24 protein-coding genes are annotated in these 18,012 nt (G+C 66.0%); 14 read left to right on the forward strand and 10 right to left on the reverse strand.

The window, feature by feature from the left end:
• Positions 1-220: 220 nt before the first annotated feature.
• Genes gmk through PS060_RS09160 form a run of 3 tightly spaced genes read right to left on the reverse strand, consistent with a single transcriptional unit; the run spans position 221 to position 1,839 of the window.
• Positions 221-871, reverse strand: a complete 651-nt coding sequence (gene gmk / locus PS060_RS09150) for a guanylate kinase (protein WP_273982614.1) — start codon at positions 869-871, stop codon at positions 221-223.
• A gap of 42 nt (positions 872-913) precedes the next feature.
• Complete coding sequence (locus tag PS060_RS09155; RefSeq protein WP_273982616.1) at positions 914-1,354, reverse strand: hypothetical protein; 441 nt, start codon at positions 1,352-1,354, stop codon at positions 914-916.
• Between the two features lie 5 nt (positions 1,355-1,359).
• Positions 1,360-1,839 (reverse strand): SspB family protein, encoded by a 480-nt coding sequence (locus PS060_RS09160; protein WP_273982618.1) that lies wholly within the window; start codon positions 1,837-1,839, stop codon positions 1,360-1,362.
• A gap of 147 nt (positions 1,840-1,986) precedes the next feature.
• Here PS060_RS09160 and hisB point away from each other — a divergent pair, with 147 nt between their 5' ends.
• The 13 genes from hisB to pal all read left to right on the forward strand — a co-directional run bounded on the left by hisB (position 1,987) and on the right by pal (position 10,298).
• Positions 1,987-2,595: an imidazoleglycerol-phosphate dehydratase HisB gene (hisB, locus tag PS060_RS09165; RefSeq protein WP_273982620.1), complete on the forward strand. Its 609-nt coding sequence runs from the start codon at positions 1,987-1,989 to the stop codon at positions 2,593-2,595.
• Positions 2,588-3,214 (forward strand): imidazole glycerol phosphate synthase subunit HisH, encoded by a 627-nt coding sequence (gene hisH / locus PS060_RS09170; RefSeq protein ID WP_273982621.1) that lies wholly within the window; start codon positions 2,588-2,590, stop codon positions 3,212-3,214. Before hisB ends, hisH begins: the two co-directional genes overlap by 8 nt.
• Positions 3,211-3,939: a 1-(5-phosphoribosyl)-5-[(5-phosphoribosylamino)methylideneamino]imidazole-4-carboxamide isomerase gene (gene hisA / locus PS060_RS09175; protein ID WP_273982622.1), complete on the forward strand. Its 729-nt coding sequence runs from the start codon at positions 3,211-3,213 to the stop codon at positions 3,937-3,939. Before hisH ends, hisA begins: the two co-directional genes overlap by 4 nt.
• A gap of 11 nt (positions 3,940-3,950) precedes the next feature.
• The gene (locus PS060_RS09180; protein ID WP_273982623.1) at positions 3,951-4,226 is read left to right on the forward strand and encodes a hypothetical protein; all 276 of its coding nucleotides are present in this window, start codon (positions 3,951-3,953) and stop codon (positions 4,224-4,226) included.
• A complete protein-coding gene (gene hisF, locus PS060_RS09185; RefSeq protein ID WP_273982625.1) occupies positions 4,223-4,987 on the forward strand; it encodes an imidazole glycerol phosphate synthase subunit HisF in 765 nt (254 codons plus the stop codon). The genes PS060_RS09180 and hisF overlap by 4 nt, the downstream gene beginning before the upstream one ends.
• 15 nt (positions 4,988-5,002) lie before the next feature.
• The gene (locus PS060_RS09190; protein WP_273982626.1) at positions 5,003-5,317 is read left to right on the forward strand and encodes a phosphoribosyl-ATP diphosphatase; all 315 of its coding nucleotides are present in this window, start codon (positions 5,003-5,005) and stop codon (positions 5,315-5,317) included.
• Positions 5,318-5,320: 3 nt separating this feature from the next.
• Entirely contained in the window at positions 5,321-5,701 is a 381-nt protein-coding gene (locus PS060_RS09195) for a histidine triad nucleotide-binding protein (RefSeq protein WP_273982627.1), read from the forward strand.
• An 88-nt stretch (positions 5,702-5,789) separates the two neighbouring features.
• Positions 5,790-6,239: a YbgC/FadM family acyl-CoA thioesterase gene (locus PS060_RS09200; RefSeq protein WP_273982628.1), complete on the forward strand. Its 450-nt coding sequence runs from the start codon at positions 5,790-5,792 to the stop codon at positions 6,237-6,239.
• Positions 6,240-6,243: 4 nt separating this feature from the next.
• Positions 6,244-6,951, forward strand: coding sequence for a protein TolQ (gene tolQ / locus PS060_RS09205; protein WP_273982630.1), 708 nt, complete (start codon positions 6,244-6,246; stop codon positions 6,949-6,951).
• 124 nt (positions 6,952-7,075) lie between these two features.
• Complete coding sequence (locus PS060_RS09210) at positions 7,076-7,519, forward strand: ExbD/TolR family protein (protein ID WP_273982631.1); 444 nt, start codon at positions 7,076-7,078, stop codon at positions 7,517-7,519.
• Between the two features lie 13 nt (positions 7,520-7,532).
• Positions 7,533-8,345 carry an energy transducer TonB gene (locus PS060_RS09215; RefSeq protein WP_273982633.1) on the forward strand — a complete coding sequence of 271 codons (813 nt, stop codon included), beginning with the start codon at positions 7,533-7,535 and terminating at the stop codon, positions 8,343-8,345.
• Between the two features lies 1 nt (position 8,346).
• Positions 8,347-9,744 (forward strand): Tol-Pal system beta propeller repeat protein TolB, encoded by a 1,398-nt coding sequence (gene tolB, locus PS060_RS09220; RefSeq protein ID WP_273982634.1) that lies wholly within the window; start codon positions 8,347-8,349, stop codon positions 9,742-9,744.
• 29 nt (positions 9,745-9,773) lie between these two features.
• Positions 9,774-10,298, forward strand: coding sequence for a peptidoglycan-associated lipoprotein Pal (pal, locus tag PS060_RS09225; RefSeq protein WP_273982636.1), 525 nt, complete (start codon positions 9,774-9,776; stop codon positions 10,296-10,298).
• Here the strand turns inward: pal and PS060_RS09230 are convergent, their stop codons facing one another.
• Positions 10,299-10,448, reverse strand: coding sequence for a hypothetical protein (locus tag PS060_RS09230; protein WP_273982637.1), 150 nt, complete (start codon positions 10,446-10,448; stop codon positions 10,299-10,301).
• Between the two features lie 179 nt (positions 10,449-10,627).
• On the opposite strand from PS060_RS09230, the gene PS060_RS09235 reads away from it, so the two are divergent.
• Positions 10,628-11,161, forward strand: a complete 534-nt coding sequence (locus PS060_RS09235) for a J domain-containing protein (RefSeq protein ID WP_273982638.1) — start codon at positions 10,628-10,630, stop codon at positions 11,159-11,161.
• 4 nt (positions 11,162-11,165) lie between these two features.
• Here PS060_RS09235 and PS060_RS09240 read toward each other — a convergent pair whose 3' ends face one another.
• The 6 genes from PS060_RS09240 to infC all read right to left on the reverse strand — a co-directional run bounded on the left by PS060_RS09240 (position 11,166) and on the right by infC (position 17,992).
• The gene (locus tag PS060_RS09240; protein WP_273982640.1) at positions 11,166-12,002 is read right to left on the reverse strand and encodes an SDR family NAD(P)-dependent oxidoreductase; all 837 of its coding nucleotides are present in this window, start codon (positions 12,000-12,002) and stop codon (positions 11,166-11,168) included.
• Positions 12,003-12,028: 26 nt separating this feature from the next.
• Complete coding sequence (locus PS060_RS09245; RefSeq protein WP_273982642.1) at positions 12,029-13,447, reverse strand: SLC13 family permease; 1,419 nt, start codon at positions 13,445-13,447, stop codon at positions 12,029-12,031.
• Positions 13,448-13,529: 82 nt separating this feature from the next.
• The gene (locus tag PS060_RS09250) at positions 13,530-14,747 is read right to left on the reverse strand and encodes a DUF547 domain-containing protein (protein ID WP_273982643.1); all 1,218 of its coding nucleotides are present in this window, start codon (positions 14,745-14,747) and stop codon (positions 13,530-13,532) included.
• Positions 14,748-14,835: 88 nt separating this feature from the next.
• Positions 14,836-15,930: a DUF547 domain-containing protein gene (locus PS060_RS09255; protein WP_273982644.1), complete on the reverse strand. Its 1,095-nt coding sequence runs from the start codon at positions 15,928-15,930 to the stop codon at positions 14,836-14,838.
• 131 nt (positions 15,931-16,061) lie between these two features.
• Positions 16,062-17,183 (reverse strand): DUF547 domain-containing protein, encoded by a 1,122-nt coding sequence (locus tag PS060_RS09260; RefSeq protein WP_273982645.1) that lies wholly within the window; start codon positions 17,181-17,183, stop codon positions 16,062-16,064.
• A 290-nt stretch (positions 17,184-17,473) separates the two neighbouring features.
• On the reverse strand, positions 17,474-17,992 hold the full coding sequence (gene infC, locus PS060_RS09265) for a translation initiation factor IF-3 (protein ID WP_273982647.1): 519 nt from the start codon (positions 17,990-17,992) through the stop codon (positions 17,474-17,476).
• Positions 17,993-18,012: the final 20 nt, after the last annotated feature.

Consider the following 18,012-nt stretch of genomic DNA (forward strand, 5'->3'; position numbering starts at 1 on the left):
ATGGACCAGATGCGCGCGGCGTTATGACGCTTGCGTTTCACTCATGTGACAAATGCGACCTATATTTGACCGAAACATGATCGGGGGCTGACGCCGTCCCGCCGGGTCGCGGCGGATGCGCAGGTCTTGCGCAGTTTTTGTGCCGTGAACGCGCGGCTTGTCGCGGCCTATGCGGGGGCAGGCGCCATGTTTCACGTGAAACATGGCCGGAACAGCGCCGTCAGGCCATCAGCCCGCGCACGAAGGGAATGAGCCCGGTCTGACGCGCGCGCTTCATGCGTTCGGCATCGAGGATCGCGCGAACCTTGTCGAAACACACGTCGACATCGTCGTTGACGATGACGTAGTCATAGCCGTCCCAGTGGCTGATCTCGGCCCGGGCGCGTTCCATGCGGGCGGCGATCACCTCGGCGCTGTCGGTGCCGCGGCCCTTGAGGCGGCGATGCAGTTCCTCGATCGAGGGGGGCAGGATGAACACCCGCACCACATCCTGCTGATCTTTCTGGTAAAGTTGCTGCGTTCCCTGCCAGTCGATGTCGAACAGGAAGTCCTGGCCTTCCTTCAGCCCGGCGCGAATCATGCCCTTGGGCGTGCCGTAGCGGTGGCCGAATACCTCGGCCCATTCGTAGAAATCATCCTCGTCGATCATCGCCTGGAAGCGTTCGGGCGTGACGAAGTGGTAATGCACCCCATCGACCTCGCCGGGCCGGGGCGGGCGGGTGGTGGCCGAAACCGACAGCTTGATCTCGGCATCCTGCTTGAGCAGCATCCGCGACAGCGTCGTCTTGCCCGCGCCCGAGGGGGAGGACAGGATGAACATCAAGCCCCGGCGGTGGAGCCGGTCGTCGGAATGGTGTGAGGAATCGCCCATGGGCCCCGTTGCACCATTGCGGCGCGGGAAATCAAGGGGCGGTCAGGATTCGCTGTTGCTGGCGGGCGGGGCAGAGGCCGCTTTGGCACGGCGCTTCTTGTCCAGCCGCCGTCCGCGATCATAGAACACCTTGGCGGCGAGCCCGCCCGCCACCACGGCGAGGCCGAGCGGAGAACGGCGCGCGAGGCTGCTCGCGCCCCACAGCGCGATGCTGGTGGCAAGCCCGCGCTTGTCGACCAGCTTTTCCGCCTTGGTCTTGTCGTAGCTCTTGACCAGCAGACCCTTTTCCATCCGATCGCGCAGCAGGCCGCCAGCCGCGCGCAGCACGATGTCGGCAATCACGAGATTGGTGCCCGCAACGGGACTTGGGAGTGGCAGCCCGGCTGGCCCGGTGGGTTTGCTGCCGCCGGATGTCTCGGCTGTCGGCGTGACCGCCGCGCCGTCAGCCTTGCCCTTGGGGTTTGCCCGCTTGCGCCGCGCCATGGCGGTTACTTCTTGCGCCCGAAATCGATGCTGACGACGTTCGAGCCATCCGGGTCGGTGTCGGGCCCGTCATTCTCGGCATCGTCGTGCGCTTCGGGCTCCATCTCGTCGACCGCGGCCTGGAACTGGAGGCCGAAATCGACCGCCGGATCGACGAAGGCGGTGATCGCAGCGAAGGGGATGGTGAGCTTGGCGGGCACCTGATTGAAGGTCAGGCTGACCGAGAAGGAGTGCGCCAGCACCTCCAGATCCCAGAACTTGTTCTGGAGCACGATGGTCATTTCATCGGGGAACCGTTCGCGCAGGTGCGGCGGGATGGTGACACCCGGCGCGCCGGTCTTGAAGGTGATGTAGAAATGATGCGCGCCCGGCAGGCTGCCGCCGCCGTCGACGATCGAGCCCAGCACCCGGCCGACAACCGCCCGCAGGGCTTCCTGCACGATCTCGTCATAGGGGATCAGGCTGTCGGGCGTATCGCTGTTCATGGTGTGACGGTTGGTGCCGCCGCGCGCGGGGTTGGTCAAGTCCTTTGGCGCGCAATGTCACGGGTTTGGATCAGCGTCCGCCAACGCTGTGCCGCCGACTGCGCAGCGCGCTTGTCATGCGTGGGAAGCCGACTATAGCGCTTTGCCATGGCCAGCACCCCCGCCCGCACCGGCTCGGTTGTCCGCAACACCACCGAGACCAAGATCGATATCGCCGTCAACCTTGACGGCACCGGCACCTATGATGTCAGCACGGGCATCGGCTTTCTCGACCACATGGTCGAACAGTTCAGCCGCCACTCGCTGATCGACGTGACGATGAAGGGCGAAGGCGATCTCCATGTCGACCAGCACCACACCACCGAGGATTCGGCGATCGCGCTGGGTCAGGCGATTAGCCAGGCGCTCGGCGACAAGGCCGGGATCGGGCGATATGGCGCGGCCTATTCGCCGATGGACGAGACGTTGTCGCGGGTGGCGCTCGACATTTCCGGTCGGCCCTTCCTCGTTTGGAAGGCGAAGTTTACCCAGGAACGCCTCGGCGAATGGGACACCGAGCTGATCGAGCACTGGTTCCACTCCGTCAGCCAGAGCGCCGGGATCACGCTCCACATGGAGCTGCTCTACGGCACCAACAACCACCACATCTGCGAGAGCCTCTACAAGGGCTTCGCCCGCGCGATGCGGCAGGCGGTGGAGCGCGACCCGAGGAAGGGCGGGGCGATCCCCAGCACCAAGGGGCAGCTCGGTGGGTGAGGTTGTCGCGCTCGTTGATTACGGCGCGGGCAATCTCCACTCCGTCCACAATGCGCTGAAGGCGGCAGGGGCGAGCGTCACCGTCACCGCCGATCCCTATGTCGTGCGCGCGGCCGACCGGATCGTGCTGCCCGGTGTTGGCAGCTTCAAGGCCTGTGCAGAGGGCCTGCGCGCCATTTCCGGCATGGTCGAAGCGATGCAGGAGCGCGTCCATGTGGGCGGCGCGCCGTTCCTCGGCATTTGCGTGGGAATGCAACTGCTCGCCGACCGCGGGCTGGAGCATGGCGAGACCCCCGGCCTCGGTTGGATCCCGGGCGAGGTGCGGCTGATCCAGCCCTCCGACGCGAGCATCAAGGTGCCGCACATGGGCTGGAACGACGTTGCCATGCTCCCCCACGCGCGGGATCACGCGGTAGTCGAGGAGGGGGAGGCCTATTTCCTCCACTCCTATCACTTCGCCGCCGAAGACCCGCACCATATCGCCGCGATGACCGACCACGGCGAGGGGCTGGTGGCAGCGGTCGCCCGCGACAACATCATCGGCGTGCAGTTTCACCCGGAGAAGAGCCAGGCCTATGGCCTTGCCACGCTCCGGCGCTTTCTGGAGTGGTTCCCTTGATCATCTTCCCCGCCATCGACCTCAAAGGCGGTCAGGTCGTCCGCCTCGCCGAGGGCGACATGGACCGCGCCACAATCTACGGCGACGACCCCGCCGCGCAGGCGCTGATCTTCGCGGAAGCCGGGGCGGAGCACCTCCACGTCGTCGATCTCGACGGCAGCTTCGCAGGCGAAAGCCGCAACCGCGCGGCGGTCGAAGCGATTGTCGAAGCCTTCCCCGGCTATGTGCAACTGGGCGGCGGCATCCGCGATGCGGCGGCGGTCGAAGGCTGGTTCAACCTCGGCGTGGCGCGGGTCGTAATGGGCTCGGCTGCGCTAAAGAACCCCGACTTCGTGCGCGAGATGGCCCGCGAATGGGAGAACGGCATCGTCGTCGCGGTCGACGCGAAGGACGGCATGGTCGCGACCGAGGGCTGGGCCGAAGTCTCCGACGTCCCCGTCACCGATCTTGCGAGGCGCTTCGAGGATGCGGGCGTCGCTAGCCTGCTGTTCACCGACATCGGACGGGACGGCCTGCTCAAGGGCGTCAACATAGAAGCGACCGTCGACCTCGCCCGCCGCGTCGACATCCCTGTGATCGCCAGCGGCGGGGTGAAGGGGTTGGACGACATCCACATCCTATCGCTCCACGCGCATGAGGGGATCGAGGGGGTGATCACGGGCCGCGCGCTCTATGAAGGGCGGCTCGATCTGGCAGCGGCCATCGCGATGGGTGCGCGGGTGTAAAGATGCGTCTGATGGGCTTTCTCTTCTTCTGCCTCACCTTCCTTGCGGGGGTGACGGTGGGCACGGTCGAGATCGCGCTCATCAACATCATCGTCTTCATGGCGCTCGCGCTCGCCGCCGAGCATTTCCTCAGCCCTCGCTATGGCCGCAACGGGGTGGTCTTTGGCATGGCGGGGGCATTCTTCCTGAGCTGTATGTGGCCCGCCGCGATCCATGCTGGGCGTGATGCGCCCGTGCCGATCAAGGAGCATCAAGTGACCGTCACCATCAGCAAAGTGCCGCAATGACCGTTCGCATCCGCGTGATCCCCTGCCTCGACGTGGCCGATGGCCGCGTGGTCAAGGGCGTCAATTTCGTCGATCTGAAGGACGCGGGCGATCCCGTGGAGCAGGCGCGCGCCTATGATGCGGCCGGCGCCGACGAGCTGTGCTTTCTCGACATCTCCGCCAGCTACGAAGGGCGGGGCACGCTGCTCGACATGGTGCGGCGCACGGCGGAGGTATGCTTCATGCCGCTGACCGTCGGGGGCGGGGTGCGCTCTGCCGAGGACGCCCGCGCGCTGCTGCTGGCGGGGGCGGACAAGGTCGCGGTCAACTCCGCCGCAGTCGCCCGGCCTGAACTGGTGGGCGAGATCGCGGAGCGCTTTGGCAGCCAATGCGTCGTCGCCAGTGTCGATGCGCGCCGCACGCCGCGGGGGAACTGGGAGATTTTCACCCACGGCGGTCGCAAGCCCACGGGCATCGATGCCGTCGAATATGCGATGAAGGTCGCCGACCTCGGCGCGGGCGAATTGCTGGTGACGAGCATGGACGGGGACGGGACGCAGCGCGGCTATGACCTCGCGCTCACCCGCGAGATCGCCGACGCGGTCAGCGTGCCGGTGATCGCCAGTGGCGGGGTCGGGAGCCTTGAACATCTCGTCGACGGTGTCACCAAAGGCCACGCCAGCGCGGTGCTGGCCGCCAGCATCTTCCACTTCGGCCACCACACCATCGCCGAGGCCCACGCGGCGCTCCGCGCGGCGGGCTTGCCTGCGCGCGGGGTTTGACGGACAAGCGCATCCATGGACACCCTCACCCGCCTCGAAGCCACGATTGCCCAGCGTCTCACCGCCTCGCCCGAGACGAGCTATGTGGCCAAGCTCCACAGCAAAGGCCTTGCCAAGATCGCGCAAAAGCTGGGCGAGGAGGCGACCGAAACCGTGATCGCCGCGCTCGCTGGCGACGAGAAGGAACTGGTGGGCGAGGCCGCCGATCTCCTCTTCCACCTGATGGTGCTGCTTGCCGAAAAGGGCGTGCCGCTTGAGGCGGTGCTCGCCGAACTCGACCGCCGCGAGGGCACCTCAGGAATCGCCGAAAAAGCCGCTCGCACGGAGTAGACAATGCCGATCGACCCGACCCAGCCCTACGACGACGCCAATATCTTCGCGCGGATCCTGCGCGGGGAGATCCCCTCAAAGGCAGTCTACGAGGACGACTGGGCCTTCGCCTTCGAGGACATCAACCCGCAGGCCGAAGTCCACACGCTGGTGATCCCCAAGGGGCGCTATGTCAGCTGGGACGATTTTTCCGCCAAGGCCTCCGATGCCGAGATCGCGGGTTTCGTGCGCGCGGTGGGTGAGGTTGCGCGGATGAAGGGGCTGGTCGAACCCGGCTACCGCCTGCTCGCCAATATCGGCCAGCACGGCGGGCAGGAAGTGCCGCACCTGCACGTCCATATCTTCGGCGGTCAGCCGCTCGGCCCGATGATCTGGCGGCGATAAGGCATCTCAACGCCATTCTGGTTTGGTTAATCGGCAAATCGCGAACACCGGCCTTTGCAGCGATTCCGCGCTAGGCTAGGTGGCAGCCATGATTTCTCCCAACCCTCCGGGCGGCGTCCTTGATGGCGCACGGCACCTCTATGCGGTGCGGGTCTATTATGAGGACACCGACCTGTCGGGGATAACCTACCACGCCAATTACCTGCGCTGGTTCGAGCGCGCGCGGTCTGACCTGCTGCGTCTCTTGGGGATCGACCAGCGCGCCGCGATCGAGGAGGGCGAGGGAGCCTACGCCCTGTCCGAGGTCAACCTGCGCTACCTGCGTCCTGCAAAGCTCGATGATGATGTGGTGATCGAAACCCGCTGCACCGAACTTGGCGCGGCCTCGTGCCGGATGCACCAGATCGCGCGCCGGGGAACCGAGGAATTGTGCGAAGCCCACCTCCGGGTCGGCTTCATCACGCTCGACGGTCGCCCGCGCCGTCAGCCTGCCGCATGGCGCGGCGCCTTTGCCGACTTTATGAACAAGGACGATTGACCCCGTGACGCTTGCGCTGCTTGCCGCCGCTGTTCCCGCTGCCGCCCCGACCCGGCTCGATCCCGTCGAGCTGTTCCTGACCGCCGACCTGATCGTGCAGGCGGTGATGGTGGGCCTGATCCTCGCCAGCGTGTGGGTGTGGACGATTATCGTCTCCTTCTCCCTCAGGATCGGCGCGCTGGGCAAGAAGTCGCAGCAATACGAAGCCGAGTTCTGGGAACAGCGCGACCGCGAGGGGCTGCTCACCAAGCAGGTGAGGAAGGAAGTCCCGGCCGCGCGCGTCGCTGCCGCAGGGCTTGAGGAATGGCGCAAGTCCACCGCCAAGCAGCCGGTCGACCGTGCCGCCACGCGCGAGCGGATCGCCGCGGTCATGGAAAGCCAGATCGCCGAGGAGGCCGACGCGCTCGCCGGACGCCTCAATTTCCTTGCCACGGTCGGATCGGTCGCGCCGTTTGTGGGCCTGTTCGGGACGGTGTGGGGGATCATGAACTCCTTCTTCCAGATCGGCGCGCAGCAGAGCGCGAGCCTCACCGTGGTGGCTCCCGGCATTGCCGAAGCGCTGTTCGCGACCGCCATCGGGCTGTTTGCGGCGATCCCCGCCGTGATCGCCTACAACCGTTTCGGCGGGGCGGTGGACCGGTATGAGGCCAGCTTGCAAAGGTTCGCCGACAAGCTCCACACCGGGCTGAGCCGGGAATTGGACCGGGCATGATGGTGTTCATTCCGTCATTGCGAGCGAAGCGAAGCAATCCATCGACCGCCCGTTGCTGTTCGGCGGACGGGCCATGGCTTGCTTCGTCGCCTGCGGCTCCTCGCAATGACGAGGGAGGTGTCTGATGAGCATGGGTTTGTCAGGACGTGGCCGCAAGGGCGGCAAACGCTCCCGCCGCGCCGCCATGGCAGAGATCAACGTTACGCCGCTGGTCGATGTGATGCTGGTGCTGCTGATCATCTTCATGGTCACCGTGACCCTGCCTGCGACCGGCGTGCCGATCGACCTGCCGGACAGCCGCGCGGCGCCGGTCGAGGAAAAGCCCGATCAGATCACGGTCTCGATCGATGCGGGCGGGCGCATCTTCATTGAGGACAGCCCGGTGCCCGCAGGCGGGCTTCCGGCGGCGCTGGAAGGTTTGCGCGGCGGGGACGAGCCGCCGCTGATCGTGCTGCGCGCCGACCGCAGCCTCGATTACGGCAGGGTGATGCAGGTGATGGGTGAGTTGGGCCGCACAGGCTTTACGTCGATCTCGCTGGTCACCGACGGTTCAGTTTCGGCCCCATAGTCCGGGTGAGGTGATGGGAGAAACCGCGCTCAATACCGAGGAGAAGGTCGGCCTTGCCGCCGCCGTGGTGCTGCACGCGGGCCTTGCGGGCGTGCTGGCAATGCAGGCGCTGCGCACCGAGGTGACGGTCTTCCCCGAAAGGATCAATGTCAGCCTTGCGACCGAAGTCGGGCTGGAGGCCGCCGCGCCGGTTCCGGTGAGCGAGAGCCGCGCCTCGATTGCGCCGACGCTCTCGGACAACCCCGAACCCTCGCCCGACGCATCGCAGGCCAAGCCCGAGCCTGCCGCGCGTGCCGTGCCGACCACGCCGCCCAAACCCAAGCCCGCCGCACAGGCGCCTGCCCAAAGCCGCGACCGTTCCCGCCCCGACCGCACCCCGCCCAAACAGGCCGCCGCGACCCCGCCCAAGCCTGCTGCCAAAAGCGGGGGCAGCCGCTTGGGCGACGACTTTCTGAAGGGGCTGGGATCGTCCTCGACCACTGATGAAACCAAGGCAGCAGCGCCGGTCTTCGGCGCGAAAGAGCGTGCCGACCTTAGCTCTGCCATCTCGCGCCAGATCAAGAAGAACTGGTCTGCCCCGAACGGCGTCGAGGCTGACTTGCTGGTGTCGGTCGTGAGCTGGAAGCTCAATCCGGACGGTACACTCAAGGGCCGACCGACCTGCCGCACCAAGCCCGAAAGCATCACCGCCAGCAACCGCCCGCAGGCCGGCCTGCATTGCGAACGCGCGATCCGGGCGGTTCAGCTTGCGGATTTTTCCATTTTGCCCAAGCCATTTTACAGTCGTTGGGACGACCTGGAATGGCAATTCGACCGAAGGCTCTGACATGACCACGAAGTTTCTCTTCCTCCTCACCGCTGCGCTGGTCACCGTGCCGGCCGCCGCGCAGGCGCAAGGCGCGCCGGTGGGCGATGATCAGCCGGTCGAAACCATCGCGATCGAGGGTGATGACGATGAACCGCTGCGCGGCACCGTCACCGACGAGAGCGAGTGGTCCGACATCGGCATCGCCATCCCCGCCTTCGCCACCGAGCGCGAGCGGCCCACCCCTGCCAATGCCGATGGCACCGGCGCGCTGGGGCGCGAGATTGCGCGGGTGATCACCGCCAACCTGCGCAACAATGGCCTGTTCAAGCCGGTTGGCCCAGACAGCCTGCCCCAGCCCGCCTTCGCGCAGGTGCGCGCGCCCACCTATGGCACATGGAGCGGGAAGGGCGCGGAAATGCTGGTGCAGGGCTATGTCACCGCGCGCGATGACGGGCGGCTGGCGGTCGGCTGCTATCTCTATGACGTCCAGCTCCAGCAGCAGCTGGTCAAGGAAGGCTGGGTGGTCGCACCTGCCGATTGGCGGCGCGCGGCGCACAAGTGTTCCGACCTCATCTTCAGCCGCCTGACCGGGGAAAGCCCGTTCTTCGACAGCCGCATCGCCTATATCGCCGAAACCGGGCCCAAGGGCGCGCGGGTCAAGCGGTTGGCGATCATGGATTCGGATGGGGCCAACCACCGCTTCCTCACCCCCGGCAGCGCGACCGCGCTGACCCCGCGCTATTCGCCCGACTATTCGAAGATCCTCTATCTCTCCTATGTCGACGGCAATCCGCGCATCTATGTCTATGACATCGGCACCGGGCGGCAGACGCTGGTGACCGAGAACCGGAACCCCACGCTCGCCCCGCGCTGGTCGCCCGATGGGAAGTACATCCTCTATTCGATGGCGATCGGCGGCAATACCGACATCTACCGCGTGCCTGCGACGGGCGGCCAGAGCATCAAGCTGACCGACACGCCGGGGATCGACGTGGGCGGAAGCTATTCGCCCGATGGCACCAAGATCGTGTTCGAAAGCGACCGGTCGGGCAGCCAGCAGTGCTATGTGATGGACGCGGACGGATCGAACCAGAAGCGCATCAGCTTTTCCGGTGGCCGCTGCGCCACGCCCGAATGGAGCCCGCGCGGCGACCAGATCGCCTTCACGCGCATTGCCGGCGACTTCAACGTCGCGGTGATGAACACCAGCGGTGGGGGCGTCAGGGTGCTGACCAGAGGCTGGCAGGACGAGGCACCGACCTGGGCGCCCAACGGCCGCATCATCCAGTTCTTCCGCACTGAAAAGAACACGGGCCGCTCAAGCATCTGGCAGGTCGATCTGACCGGACAGAACGAACGCCGCCTGCCGACTCCGGTCGACGCTTCCGACCCCGCCTGGGGACCGATCCGCCCCTGACCCGTCCTGACCCCGAAAGGAACCACACGATGAACACCAAGCTTGCGACGATCCTGCTCCTCGCCTCGGCGAGCGGTCTGGCGGCCTGCGCCAAGAAAGCCCCGGCCGATACCCCGCCGCCGCCGGTCGATGACACCCGCCCGGTGACGACGCCGACCCCGGCGGTGACGACCAGCGGCCCGGCCATCGGCACGCAGGCGCACTTCGCGCAGGCCGTCGGTTCCTCGACCACGATCTATTTCGACACCGACAAGTACAATATCGACACGCAGGATGCCGCCGCCCTGCAGGCGCAGGCGCAGTATTTCGCGCGCTTCCCGCAGATCACCTTCACCATCGAAGGCCACGCCGACGAACGCGGCACGCGCGAATACAACATTGCGCTGGGTGAACGCCGCGCGGCAGCGGCCAAGGCCTATCTCGTCAGTCTCGGGGTGGACGGCAACCGCATTGCCGTGGTCAGCCACGGCAAGGAAAGGCCGGTCGCGCTCGGATCGAACGAGGCCGCCTGGGCGCAGAACCGCCGCGCCGCCAGCGTCATCATCAACCGGTAATCAGCCGACGAGCGGGCCGGATGCAAGTTCGGCCCGCTCGGCCAGCGCCGGGGCGTCGTAGCCTGCCAGATCGCGCGCGCCGGTGACCACGCACAGCCCTGCGAGCGCGAGCACGCAGAACAGGCTGGAGAGGGTCAGTTGCTGGCTCATCGACGGTCTTTCAAAGGCGGCGCGGATTCGACCTCCGCGAGTCATTCTGCATTGCAACATTTCACATTGCAACTGGTTCCCGTATTCTCACGCCTTCCCATTCAAGACCACCTCGCCTAGATTGAGCGCCTGATGCCATCGACCAACGACATTGTGCCCGCACATTGCGGAGCCCGGCTGTGAGCCGCGCGCGTCGGTCGATGGACTGGGGCTTCCCGCGCTGGCGGCCCTATGGTTCCTCGCAAGAGGCGGCCAATGTGCGGATCTGTGACCGCCACGGCTGCGATGAGCCGGGCGATTGTCCTGCGCCGAAGGCGCCCAACAGCCGCGACCGGTGGTATTTCTGCCAGAAGCACGCCGCCGAATATAATTCCAAATGGGACTACTTCGAAGGGCTCGAAGCGGCCGAGAAGGAAGAACGCGCCCGTGCCGAGCGCGCCGAGAGCGCGGGCTATGCCGAAAGCGCCCACTACGGCTGGGCGGGATCGGGTGACGGTTCGCGCAGCGCGGACGAGATGCGCGCGCTGGAAGCTCTGGGGCTTGAGGCGGATGCGGATTTCAATGCGATCAAGAAGGCCTACCGCGCCCGCGCCAAGGAAGTGCACCCCGACGTGAAACCGGGGGATGCCGAGGCGGCCAAGCAGTTCCAGCTGATCCAGACCGCCTATGAAGTCCTGCGCGCCGCCGAAGAACGGCGCGAGTGGCGGGGCTGATCGTCTAGACCTTCGGCCCGGCAAAGCCCTTGCCGACCGAATTGATCTGCGGGTCGGGATTGTCGTTCCACCACGGCACATCGGTCCACGGGCGCACGTCGACCTCGTGGCTCCAGCAATTGCGCGGCTGGTGGGCGAGGTGCCAATAGGTTTCGGCGAGCGCTGCCGGGTCGATCACGCCGTCTGCGCCCTTGTTCTGCTTGAAGGCGTCGAACTTGTCGCCCAGCAGCTTGCCGAGCGTGTCGGGCGCATCGACCGGCCCGTCGACGATCACATGGGCGACATGGACGCCCTTGGGCGCGAATTCGGCATTCAAGGTCTGGCACAGCATCCGCCGCCCACCCATGGCCGCGGCATGGCTATGCTGCCCGGCATTGCCGCGCACCGCTGCGGTGGCCGACGTCACAAGCAGCGTCCCGTGCGGCCCGCCATCGCGCGCGCGCTCCACCATCGCCGGAAACAGCGCATGGGCGAGGCGGAAGACGCCGTAAGTGCCGAGCCGCCAGCCCAGCTCGAAAATGCGGTGCGGGGTCTGATCGAGCGCGCGGTTCCCGATCTGCGCGCCCAGATTGTAGAGCGCAGCGTGGATCGGGCCGATCTCGGCCTCGGTGCGGGCGACCAGTTCCTCGATGCTGCCATCCTCGGCGGCGTTGAGCAGGGTGCCGGTGGCAGAGCCGCCTGCCGCCTCGATCTCCCCGACCATGCGGGCCAGCCCCGCCTCGTCCGAGCGCCGCGCCATCACCGCGTGATAGCCCCCGGCAGCGAACCGCAGGGCAGCATTGCCCCCGATCCCTGCGCCAGCCCCGATCACCAGAAAGACGGGCTTGCGGCTGTCAGTCATTGTCACTCTCCCTTGCGCGCATTGCATCACACCAGCGCGGCCATGCCCCATACCACGCCCACGATCAGCACAACCCCTGCCAGATCAAGCAGCGCGCCTGCCCGCACCATCGCCCCGATCCGGATGCGGCCTGTGGCCCAGGCGATGGCGTTGGGGCCAGTGCCCGCCGGGAGCATGAAGCCCCAGCTCGATGCCAGCGCGGCGGGCAGGGCGAGCAGCACCGGATCGGCCCCGAGCGACACCACCAGCGCCGCAACCACCGGCATGATCCCGGTCGCGGTTGCGACATTGCTGGCGAATTCGGTGACGATGATCACCAGCCCCGTCACCACCAACGCGACCAGCAGCAGCGGCCAGCTGGCGAGCGGCAGCAACGCCTCGCCGATCCATGCCGCCAGCCCCGAGCCTTGCATCCCGCCCGCCAGCGCCAACCCTCCGCCGAACATGAAGATCACGCTCCACGGCGCACGCTCGGCCTCGGGCCAGACCAGCAGCGTGCGGCCGGTGCCGTCGGGGACGAGGAACAGGGCCAGCGCCGCGATCACCGCGATGGTGCCGTCAGTCCATGATCCGGGCGGCAGCAGCGGGGCGATGAGCGGCTGGGTGACCCAGGCGAGAAAGGTCAGCAGCACCAGCGGCACCAAACGGCGTTCGGGCGCGCTCCATGCCGCGTGGCTATCAATCGCGGCGCGCGCGGCAGCGACGTCGAAAGGGTGCGCGCCCACCGCCTGCACCCGCGCGATGATCCACGCAGCGAGCGGCACGCTGAGCGCCACCAGCGGCACACCATAGAGCGCCCATTCGGCAAACCCGATCCGCACCCCCGAAATCTCGTCGAGCAGGCCAATGGCGATGGCATTGGTGGGCGAGCCGACGATCGTGCCAAGTCCGCCAATGCTTGCGGCAAAGGCGATACCCATCGGCAAGGCGCCATGGATGCCGTCCTGCATTGCGCCTTCGCTCTCGGCCCCTGCGCCCCCTTGCAGCACCGCCAGCGCCATCGGCATCATGATCAGCGCGGTCGAGGTGTTGGAGATGAACATCGACAAGAGCGCGGTCGATACCATGAAGGCCAGCAGCAGCCGCCCCGCACCGCCCCCGCTTCCGACCACCCGCAGGATCGCAAGGCTGAGGCGGCGGTGCAGCCCGGTGCGCTCGATGGCGAGGGCGAGGAAGGCTCCGCCCAGCAGCAGGAACAGGATCGGCGAGTAATAGGTGCCCGCCACCTTCTCGGCGCTCGCCACGCCCGCCAGTGGCAAGACGATGAAAGGCAGCAGCGCCGTGACGCTGAGCGGCACCGCCTCGGTCATCCACCAGGCCGCCATCCACACGACGAGGCCCGCAACCAGCCATGCGCCCACCGGCATCCCGCCGGGCGGGGCGATCAGGGCCGTCAGCGCAAATGCCAGCGGGCCGAAGGCAAGACCGATCCGGCGTGCCGTCATGCGCTGTGTCTCCCCCGGCTCATGCCCGAGGGGGTATCAGCACCGGCCAGCCCGCGGCAAGCCCGGCGGGCGCAGCAGCGGATTACTCCACCGCGTTCTTGTTGGGCGGGTCGCCGGGCAGGTCGATGTTGGAGAAGAACACCCGCGTTGTCGGCTGGTCGCGGCGGATCATGCGCTGCAGCTTCATCGCCCGGTCCAGCAACAGATCGCACGCTGCCTGCCCTACCTTTTCGGTACAGCCGACCAGTGGATCGTCCATCGCCCCGGGGGCCGAACTGACGAAGAGATAGGACGCCGGGCGCGCGCCGCCATTGAGGTCGGCAATGTCGGGGTCGCGGATGGTGGGACTGGTGCGGCTGGTCTGCGCCAGCAGCTTGGCGACGGGCGCCTCGGCATACTTCGCCAGATGCGTCCGCACATCGCTGTCAAAATCGGGGAAGTAGAACGGCGCGACCTCGGCATAGAGCTGCGAGACGGCCAGTTCCGATCCGTTTTTCTGGGTGCCGCGCAGCGAGTTGATGAAATCCGCCGCCGCCAGATCAAGCAGCGAGCTGACATTGCCGCCGGTGAAGGCATGGGGCTGAAGCTGCGGCATACCAATCTCGCCGCGCCAGAACCCGTAGATCACCTTGGGGTCTTTCCAATGGCGGAACACGATATTCTCGCGGATGTCGCGCAGCGAGACCGGGATGCCGCGCAGGGTAATGAAGCGCGCCTCATCAAGCGGCTGACCGCCCAGTTCGATCGCGTGCGGTTCGCGGATCGGCCAGGCCTTCGCGACCTGCTCCATCATCGCGACATTGTGCAGGTTCAGCCAGAACGCCAGCTGCTCGTTGCGGGGGAGGGCGGCAATATCCAGCGTGGCGGCGACCCGTTCCAGATCCTGCCGGTATTCTTTAAAGCTGGCGATCACGTCCTGGTCGAAGAAGTTGAACAAGACCAGCGAGCCTTCCAGCCGATAGCGCGACTGCGGACCTTGCTTGATCCGCGAGCCCGTGATCGGATCGGGCCGCGGTGCGCCTTGCCGGGTGGACGGCCCCATCGAAACGATCATGTTCTTGAGCGCAAAGTCCCAGATCTCGTAGTCGATCGTGTGGCGGATGGGATCGGCACTGGGGGCGAAGATCGCCAGTCGCTCGGGCGACAGGGAAGCATCCGGTCTGGCCTGATCAAGGCCGGGGACGAAGTGTAGCTTCTCCCCTTCGGCCGGGGGATGGGCGTCGGGTGTGGCGGCATGGGCCGCCATTGGGGCGGCGAGGCATGAGCCCACCAGCAGTACCATCACAGATTTCGGCAGCATCGCTTCTCTCCCACACGAGAACCCGTCCGAAAACACAATCTATCTCAATATGATAAATCCGCGATGAATGCAGATTCATGAAGATTTGTCATTCGACCTCGCCCTTGTCCGGAGGATCGCCGGGCAGGTCGATATTGCTGAAGGTCACGATGCCGGCGCGGGGCTGCGTGCGGCGGATATAGTCCAGCTTGCGCTGCCGCTCGGCGAGCATGATCGACGCGCCGACATCGAGCCTGCCGGTGCTGAAAAAGGCGTTGGAGCGCCGGCCGCCGGACAGATCGGCAATGTCGTATTCGTAGATCGTAGGCCGGATGAAGGTCGACTTTGCCAGCATCTCGGTCACCGGGCCTTCGACATAGCGGGCCATGTGCCCGCGCATATCCGGCTCGAAATCGGGGAAGTAGAAGGGGGCAGCCTCATTGTAGAAGCGCGAGATGTGGAGCGTATCGCCGCGCTTTTCGGTGCCGCGCCGGGAATTGATGAATTCGCGCGCCGCACGGTCAAGCTGGTCGGCGAGGCCTTCGCCGGTAAAGGCTTGCCGCTGGATCGCCGGCCCGCCGATTTCGCCCCGCCAGAACCCGTAGATCACCACCGGATTGCGCCAATGGGCATAGACGATCCCTTCGCGGATATCGCGCGGCGACAGAGCAACGCCGCGCACCGTGATGAAGCGCGCGTCTTCAAACGGGACACCGTCCACTTCGATGTCGCGCGGCTGGCGGATCGGCCAGGCCTCGCCAATCTTCTCCATCATCGCGACATTGTGGAGGTTGAGCCAGAAAGCCAGCTGCTCGTTGCGCGGCAGCGACGGGATGTCGAGCGAATCGCCCACGGCCTGCAACTCGCGCCGGTAGCGCCCGATATTGGCGATCACGTCGCGATGAATGATGGAAAAGCCGACCATCGCGCCGTCGGTCCGGTACATCGAACCCGGGCCATGCCTGATCCGGCTGCCGGGCGGGCCAGCGACGGTGGCCGGCATCTTCCTGAGCGGTGGGCCCATCGACACGACATAGGCCTGCAATGCCTCGGTCCACACGCCGTAATCGAGCCGGTGGTCGCGTCCGTCAGGGCGGGGGGCGAAGGCGGCGGTCAGCTCGCGGCTGGGCGCTGCGGTCTGCGCTGGTGCAACAGGCACGAGCCCATCCGTCTCGTCCTTCGCTGCCGCCACTTGAGGCAGCATGGCCGTAAAGCTCAGCAAAGCAGCAAGGAGGGCCTTGCAAACCATCGCCACTCTCCCACGCGATCGAGATAGCCTGTCCGAAAGACAAGCTATCTCAATCGGCTAGGTGGGGGAAGCAGGAAGTGAGGCGGTTACTCGACCTCGGCGGCCTCGCCCGTATCGCCGGGCAGGGCGATGTTGCTGAAGGTCACCGTGCCGGTGCGGCCCTGGCGGATGATCTCCTGGAACTTGGTCTCGCGCTCGCGCAGCAGGGCGGTGACGCTCTGCGGGATGCGGAAGCTGATCGCCTGACCGTTCGAGGTGATGTTCTGATAGGTCGGCTCGCGCACGCCGCCTTCGATGTCGGCGATGTCGTGCTCGTTGATCACCGGATCGACCCCACTGGTCTTGGCAAGCAGGGCTGAGGTGGTCTCATCGGCATAGCGGGCAAGATGCGCGCGCACGTCGGCTTCGAAATTGGGGAAGAAGAACGGCGCAGCCTCGCGGTAGAATTCGGACACCTGCAAGGTGCCGCTCTGTTCCTGCGTGCCGCGCAGCGAATTGACGAAATCGGCCGCGCTGCGGGTCAGCAGGCGCGCGACGTTATCGGCATTGAAGGCCTCACGCTGGAGCGACGGTCCACCAATCTCGCCGCGCCAGAAGCCGTACATCACCGCCGGGTCCTTCCAGTGGCGATAGACGATCTTCTCGCGAATATCGCGCGGGCTGAGGCTCACCCCTTCGACGGTGATGAAGCGCGCCTCATCAAGCGGGACGCCGTCCACCTTGATCTCGCGCGGCTGGCGGATCGGCCAGGCATTGGCGATCTGCTCGACCATCGCGACATTGTGGAGGTTGATCCAGTAGGCCAGCTGCTCGTTGCGCGAGAGCGACTGGATGTCGACGATGTTGGCGGTGTTCTCGAGATCCTTGCGGTACTCGGTGAAACTGGCGATCACATCGGCATCGAGGAAGCTGAACATCACCCGCGTGCCTTCCAGGCGGTAACGCGAGACATGGCCGTACTGGCGGCGGGTGCCGAAGCTGGGATCGGGGCGGCCCGCGCCTTCGCGCAAGGACGGGCCCATCGAAATGACGATGTTCTTCATCGCCTCGTCCCAGATCGAATAGTCGATCTTGTCGTTGTTGGGCGACTGCGAAGGGGTGAAGGTCGCAAGCTGGGCATCCGCCGCGCCGGTTTCGGCCAGTGCGGGGGCGGCGATCACCAGCGCGGTGGCCAGCAGGGCGGGGCGGATCAGGGGGCGGAACGACATGGCTGATGTGTCCTGTGAAACAATCCCGGCAAGCGGGCGGGGTGTGGTCTGTAGCGCGTCGAAGGGGTCTGTGCCGGAGGCCAGTATCCGGCCTGCGCCAGCCTGCCCCCCGTCCGATTTCAATAGCATGAACCGGGCAAACGCGGTTGCCCGCAATCGGTTTCCGTCAGCATTTTGTCGAGCGGCCATGCTGTCCGTCGACCGCCAGCGACAGGTGCCTTGCGGCCAAGACGAAAGGGCGGGCCTTGGCAGACCCGCCCTTTCCTGAGCCCTTGCCCGGTCAGCCGTGCTTACTTGGGCGCGAGCACCATCAGCATCTGGCGTCCTTCAAGACGCGGGAAGGCTTCGACCTTGGCATATTCGGCGACATCGTCCTGCACCTGCTTGAGCAGATCCATGCCAAGGTGCTGGTGCGCCATTTCACGCCCGCGAAAGCGCAGGGTGATCTTCACCTTGTCACCATGTTCGATGAACTTGTGCACGTTGCGCATCTTCACGTCATAATCATGCGTGTCGATGTTCGGACGCATCTTCACTTCCTTGATGTCCTGGGTCTTCTGCGTCTTGCGCGCCAGGTTGGCCTTTTTCTGGGCCTCGTAGCGATACTTGCCGACATCGAGGAACTTGCACACCGGCGGGTCCGCATTGGGGGACACCTCGACGAGATTCAGACCCTTTTCATTGGCCTGCTCGATCGCCTCACGGGTGTACATCACGCCAAGGTTTTCGCCTTCGTCATCGATGACGCGGACCTTGGGGACGTTGATCATGTTATCAAAACGCGGGCCGCTTTTTACGGGCGGGGCCAACGAGCGCCGGGGTGGACGTG

The sequence above is a fragment of the Erythrobacter sp. BLCC-B19 genome, assembly GCF_028621955.1.
Lineage (GTDB): Bacteria > Pseudomonadota > Alphaproteobacteria > Sphingomonadales > Sphingomonadaceae > Erythrobacter.

Excerpts from the sequence above, each read along its gene's own strand:
- PS060_RS09190 (WP_273982626.1), top strand. The coding sequence starts at position 5,003 with ATGGACACCCTCACCCGCCTCGAAGCCACGATTGCCCAGCGTCTCACC.
- PS060_RS09180 (WP_273982623.1), top strand. The coding sequence starts at position 3,951 with ATGGGCTTTCTCTTCTTCTGCCTCACCTTCCTTGCGGGGGTGACGGTG.
- PS060_RS09155 (WP_273982616.1), bottom strand. The coding sequence starts at position 1,354 with ATGGCGCGGCGCAAGCGGGCAAACCCCAAGGGCAAGGCTGACGGCGCG.
- PS060_RS09245 (WP_273982642.1), bottom strand. The coding sequence starts at position 13,447 with ATGACGGCACGCCGGATCGGTCTTGCCTTCGGCCCGCTGGCATTTGCG.
- PS060_RS09200 (WP_273982628.1), top strand. The coding sequence starts at position 5,790 with ATGATTTCTCCCAACCCTCCGGGCGGCGTCCTTGATGGCGCACGGCAC.
- PS060_RS09230 (WP_273982637.1), bottom strand. The coding sequence starts at position 10,448 with ATGAGCCAGCAACTGACCCTCTCCAGCCTGTTCTGCGTGCTCGCGCTC.
- PS060_RS09255 (WP_273982644.1), bottom strand. The coding sequence starts at position 15,930 with ATGCTGCCTCAAGTGGCGGCAGCGAAGGACGAGACGGATGGGCTCGTG.
- PS060_RS09195 (WP_273982627.1), top strand. The coding sequence starts at position 5,321 with ATGCCGATCGACCCGACCCAGCCCTACGACGACGCCAATATCTTCGCG.
- PS060_RS09250 (WP_273982643.1), bottom strand. The coding sequence starts at position 14,747 with ATGCTGCCGAAATCTGTGATGGTACTGCTGGTGGGCTCATGCCTCGCC.
- hisF (WP_273982625.1), top strand. The coding sequence starts at position 4,223 with ATGACCGTTCGCATCCGCGTGATCCCCTGCCTCGACGTGGCCGATGGC.
- PS060_RS09210 (WP_273982631.1), top strand. The coding sequence starts at position 7,076 with ATGAGCATGGGTTTGTCAGGACGTGGCCGCAAGGGCGGCAAACGCTCC.
- pal (WP_273982636.1), top strand. The coding sequence starts at position 9,774 with ATGAACACCAAGCTTGCGACGATCCTGCTCCTCGCCTCGGCGAGCGGT.
- PS060_RS09160 (WP_273982618.1), bottom strand. The coding sequence starts at position 1,839 with ATGAACAGCGATACGCCCGACAGCCTGATCCCCTATGACGAGATCGTG.
- gmk (WP_273982614.1), bottom strand. The coding sequence starts at position 871 with ATGGGCGATTCCTCACACCATTCCGACGACCGGCTCCACCGCCGGGGC.
- PS060_RS09215 (WP_273982633.1), top strand. The coding sequence starts at position 7,533 with ATGGGAGAAACCGCGCTCAATACCGAGGAGAAGGTCGGCCTTGCCGCC.
- PS060_RS09240 (WP_273982640.1), bottom strand. The coding sequence starts at position 12,002 with ATGACTGACAGCCGCAAGCCCGTCTTTCTGGTGATCGGGGCTGGCGCA.
- tolB (WP_273982634.1), top strand. The coding sequence starts at position 8,347 with ATGACCACGAAGTTTCTCTTCCTCCTCACCGCTGCGCTGGTCACCGTG.
- PS060_RS09260 (WP_273982645.1), bottom strand. The coding sequence starts at position 17,183 with ATGTCGTTCCGCCCCCTGATCCGCCCCGCCCTGCTGGCCACCGCGCTG.
- hisB (WP_273982620.1), top strand. The coding sequence starts at position 1,987 with ATGGCCAGCACCCCCGCCCGCACCGGCTCGGTTGTCCGCAACACCACC.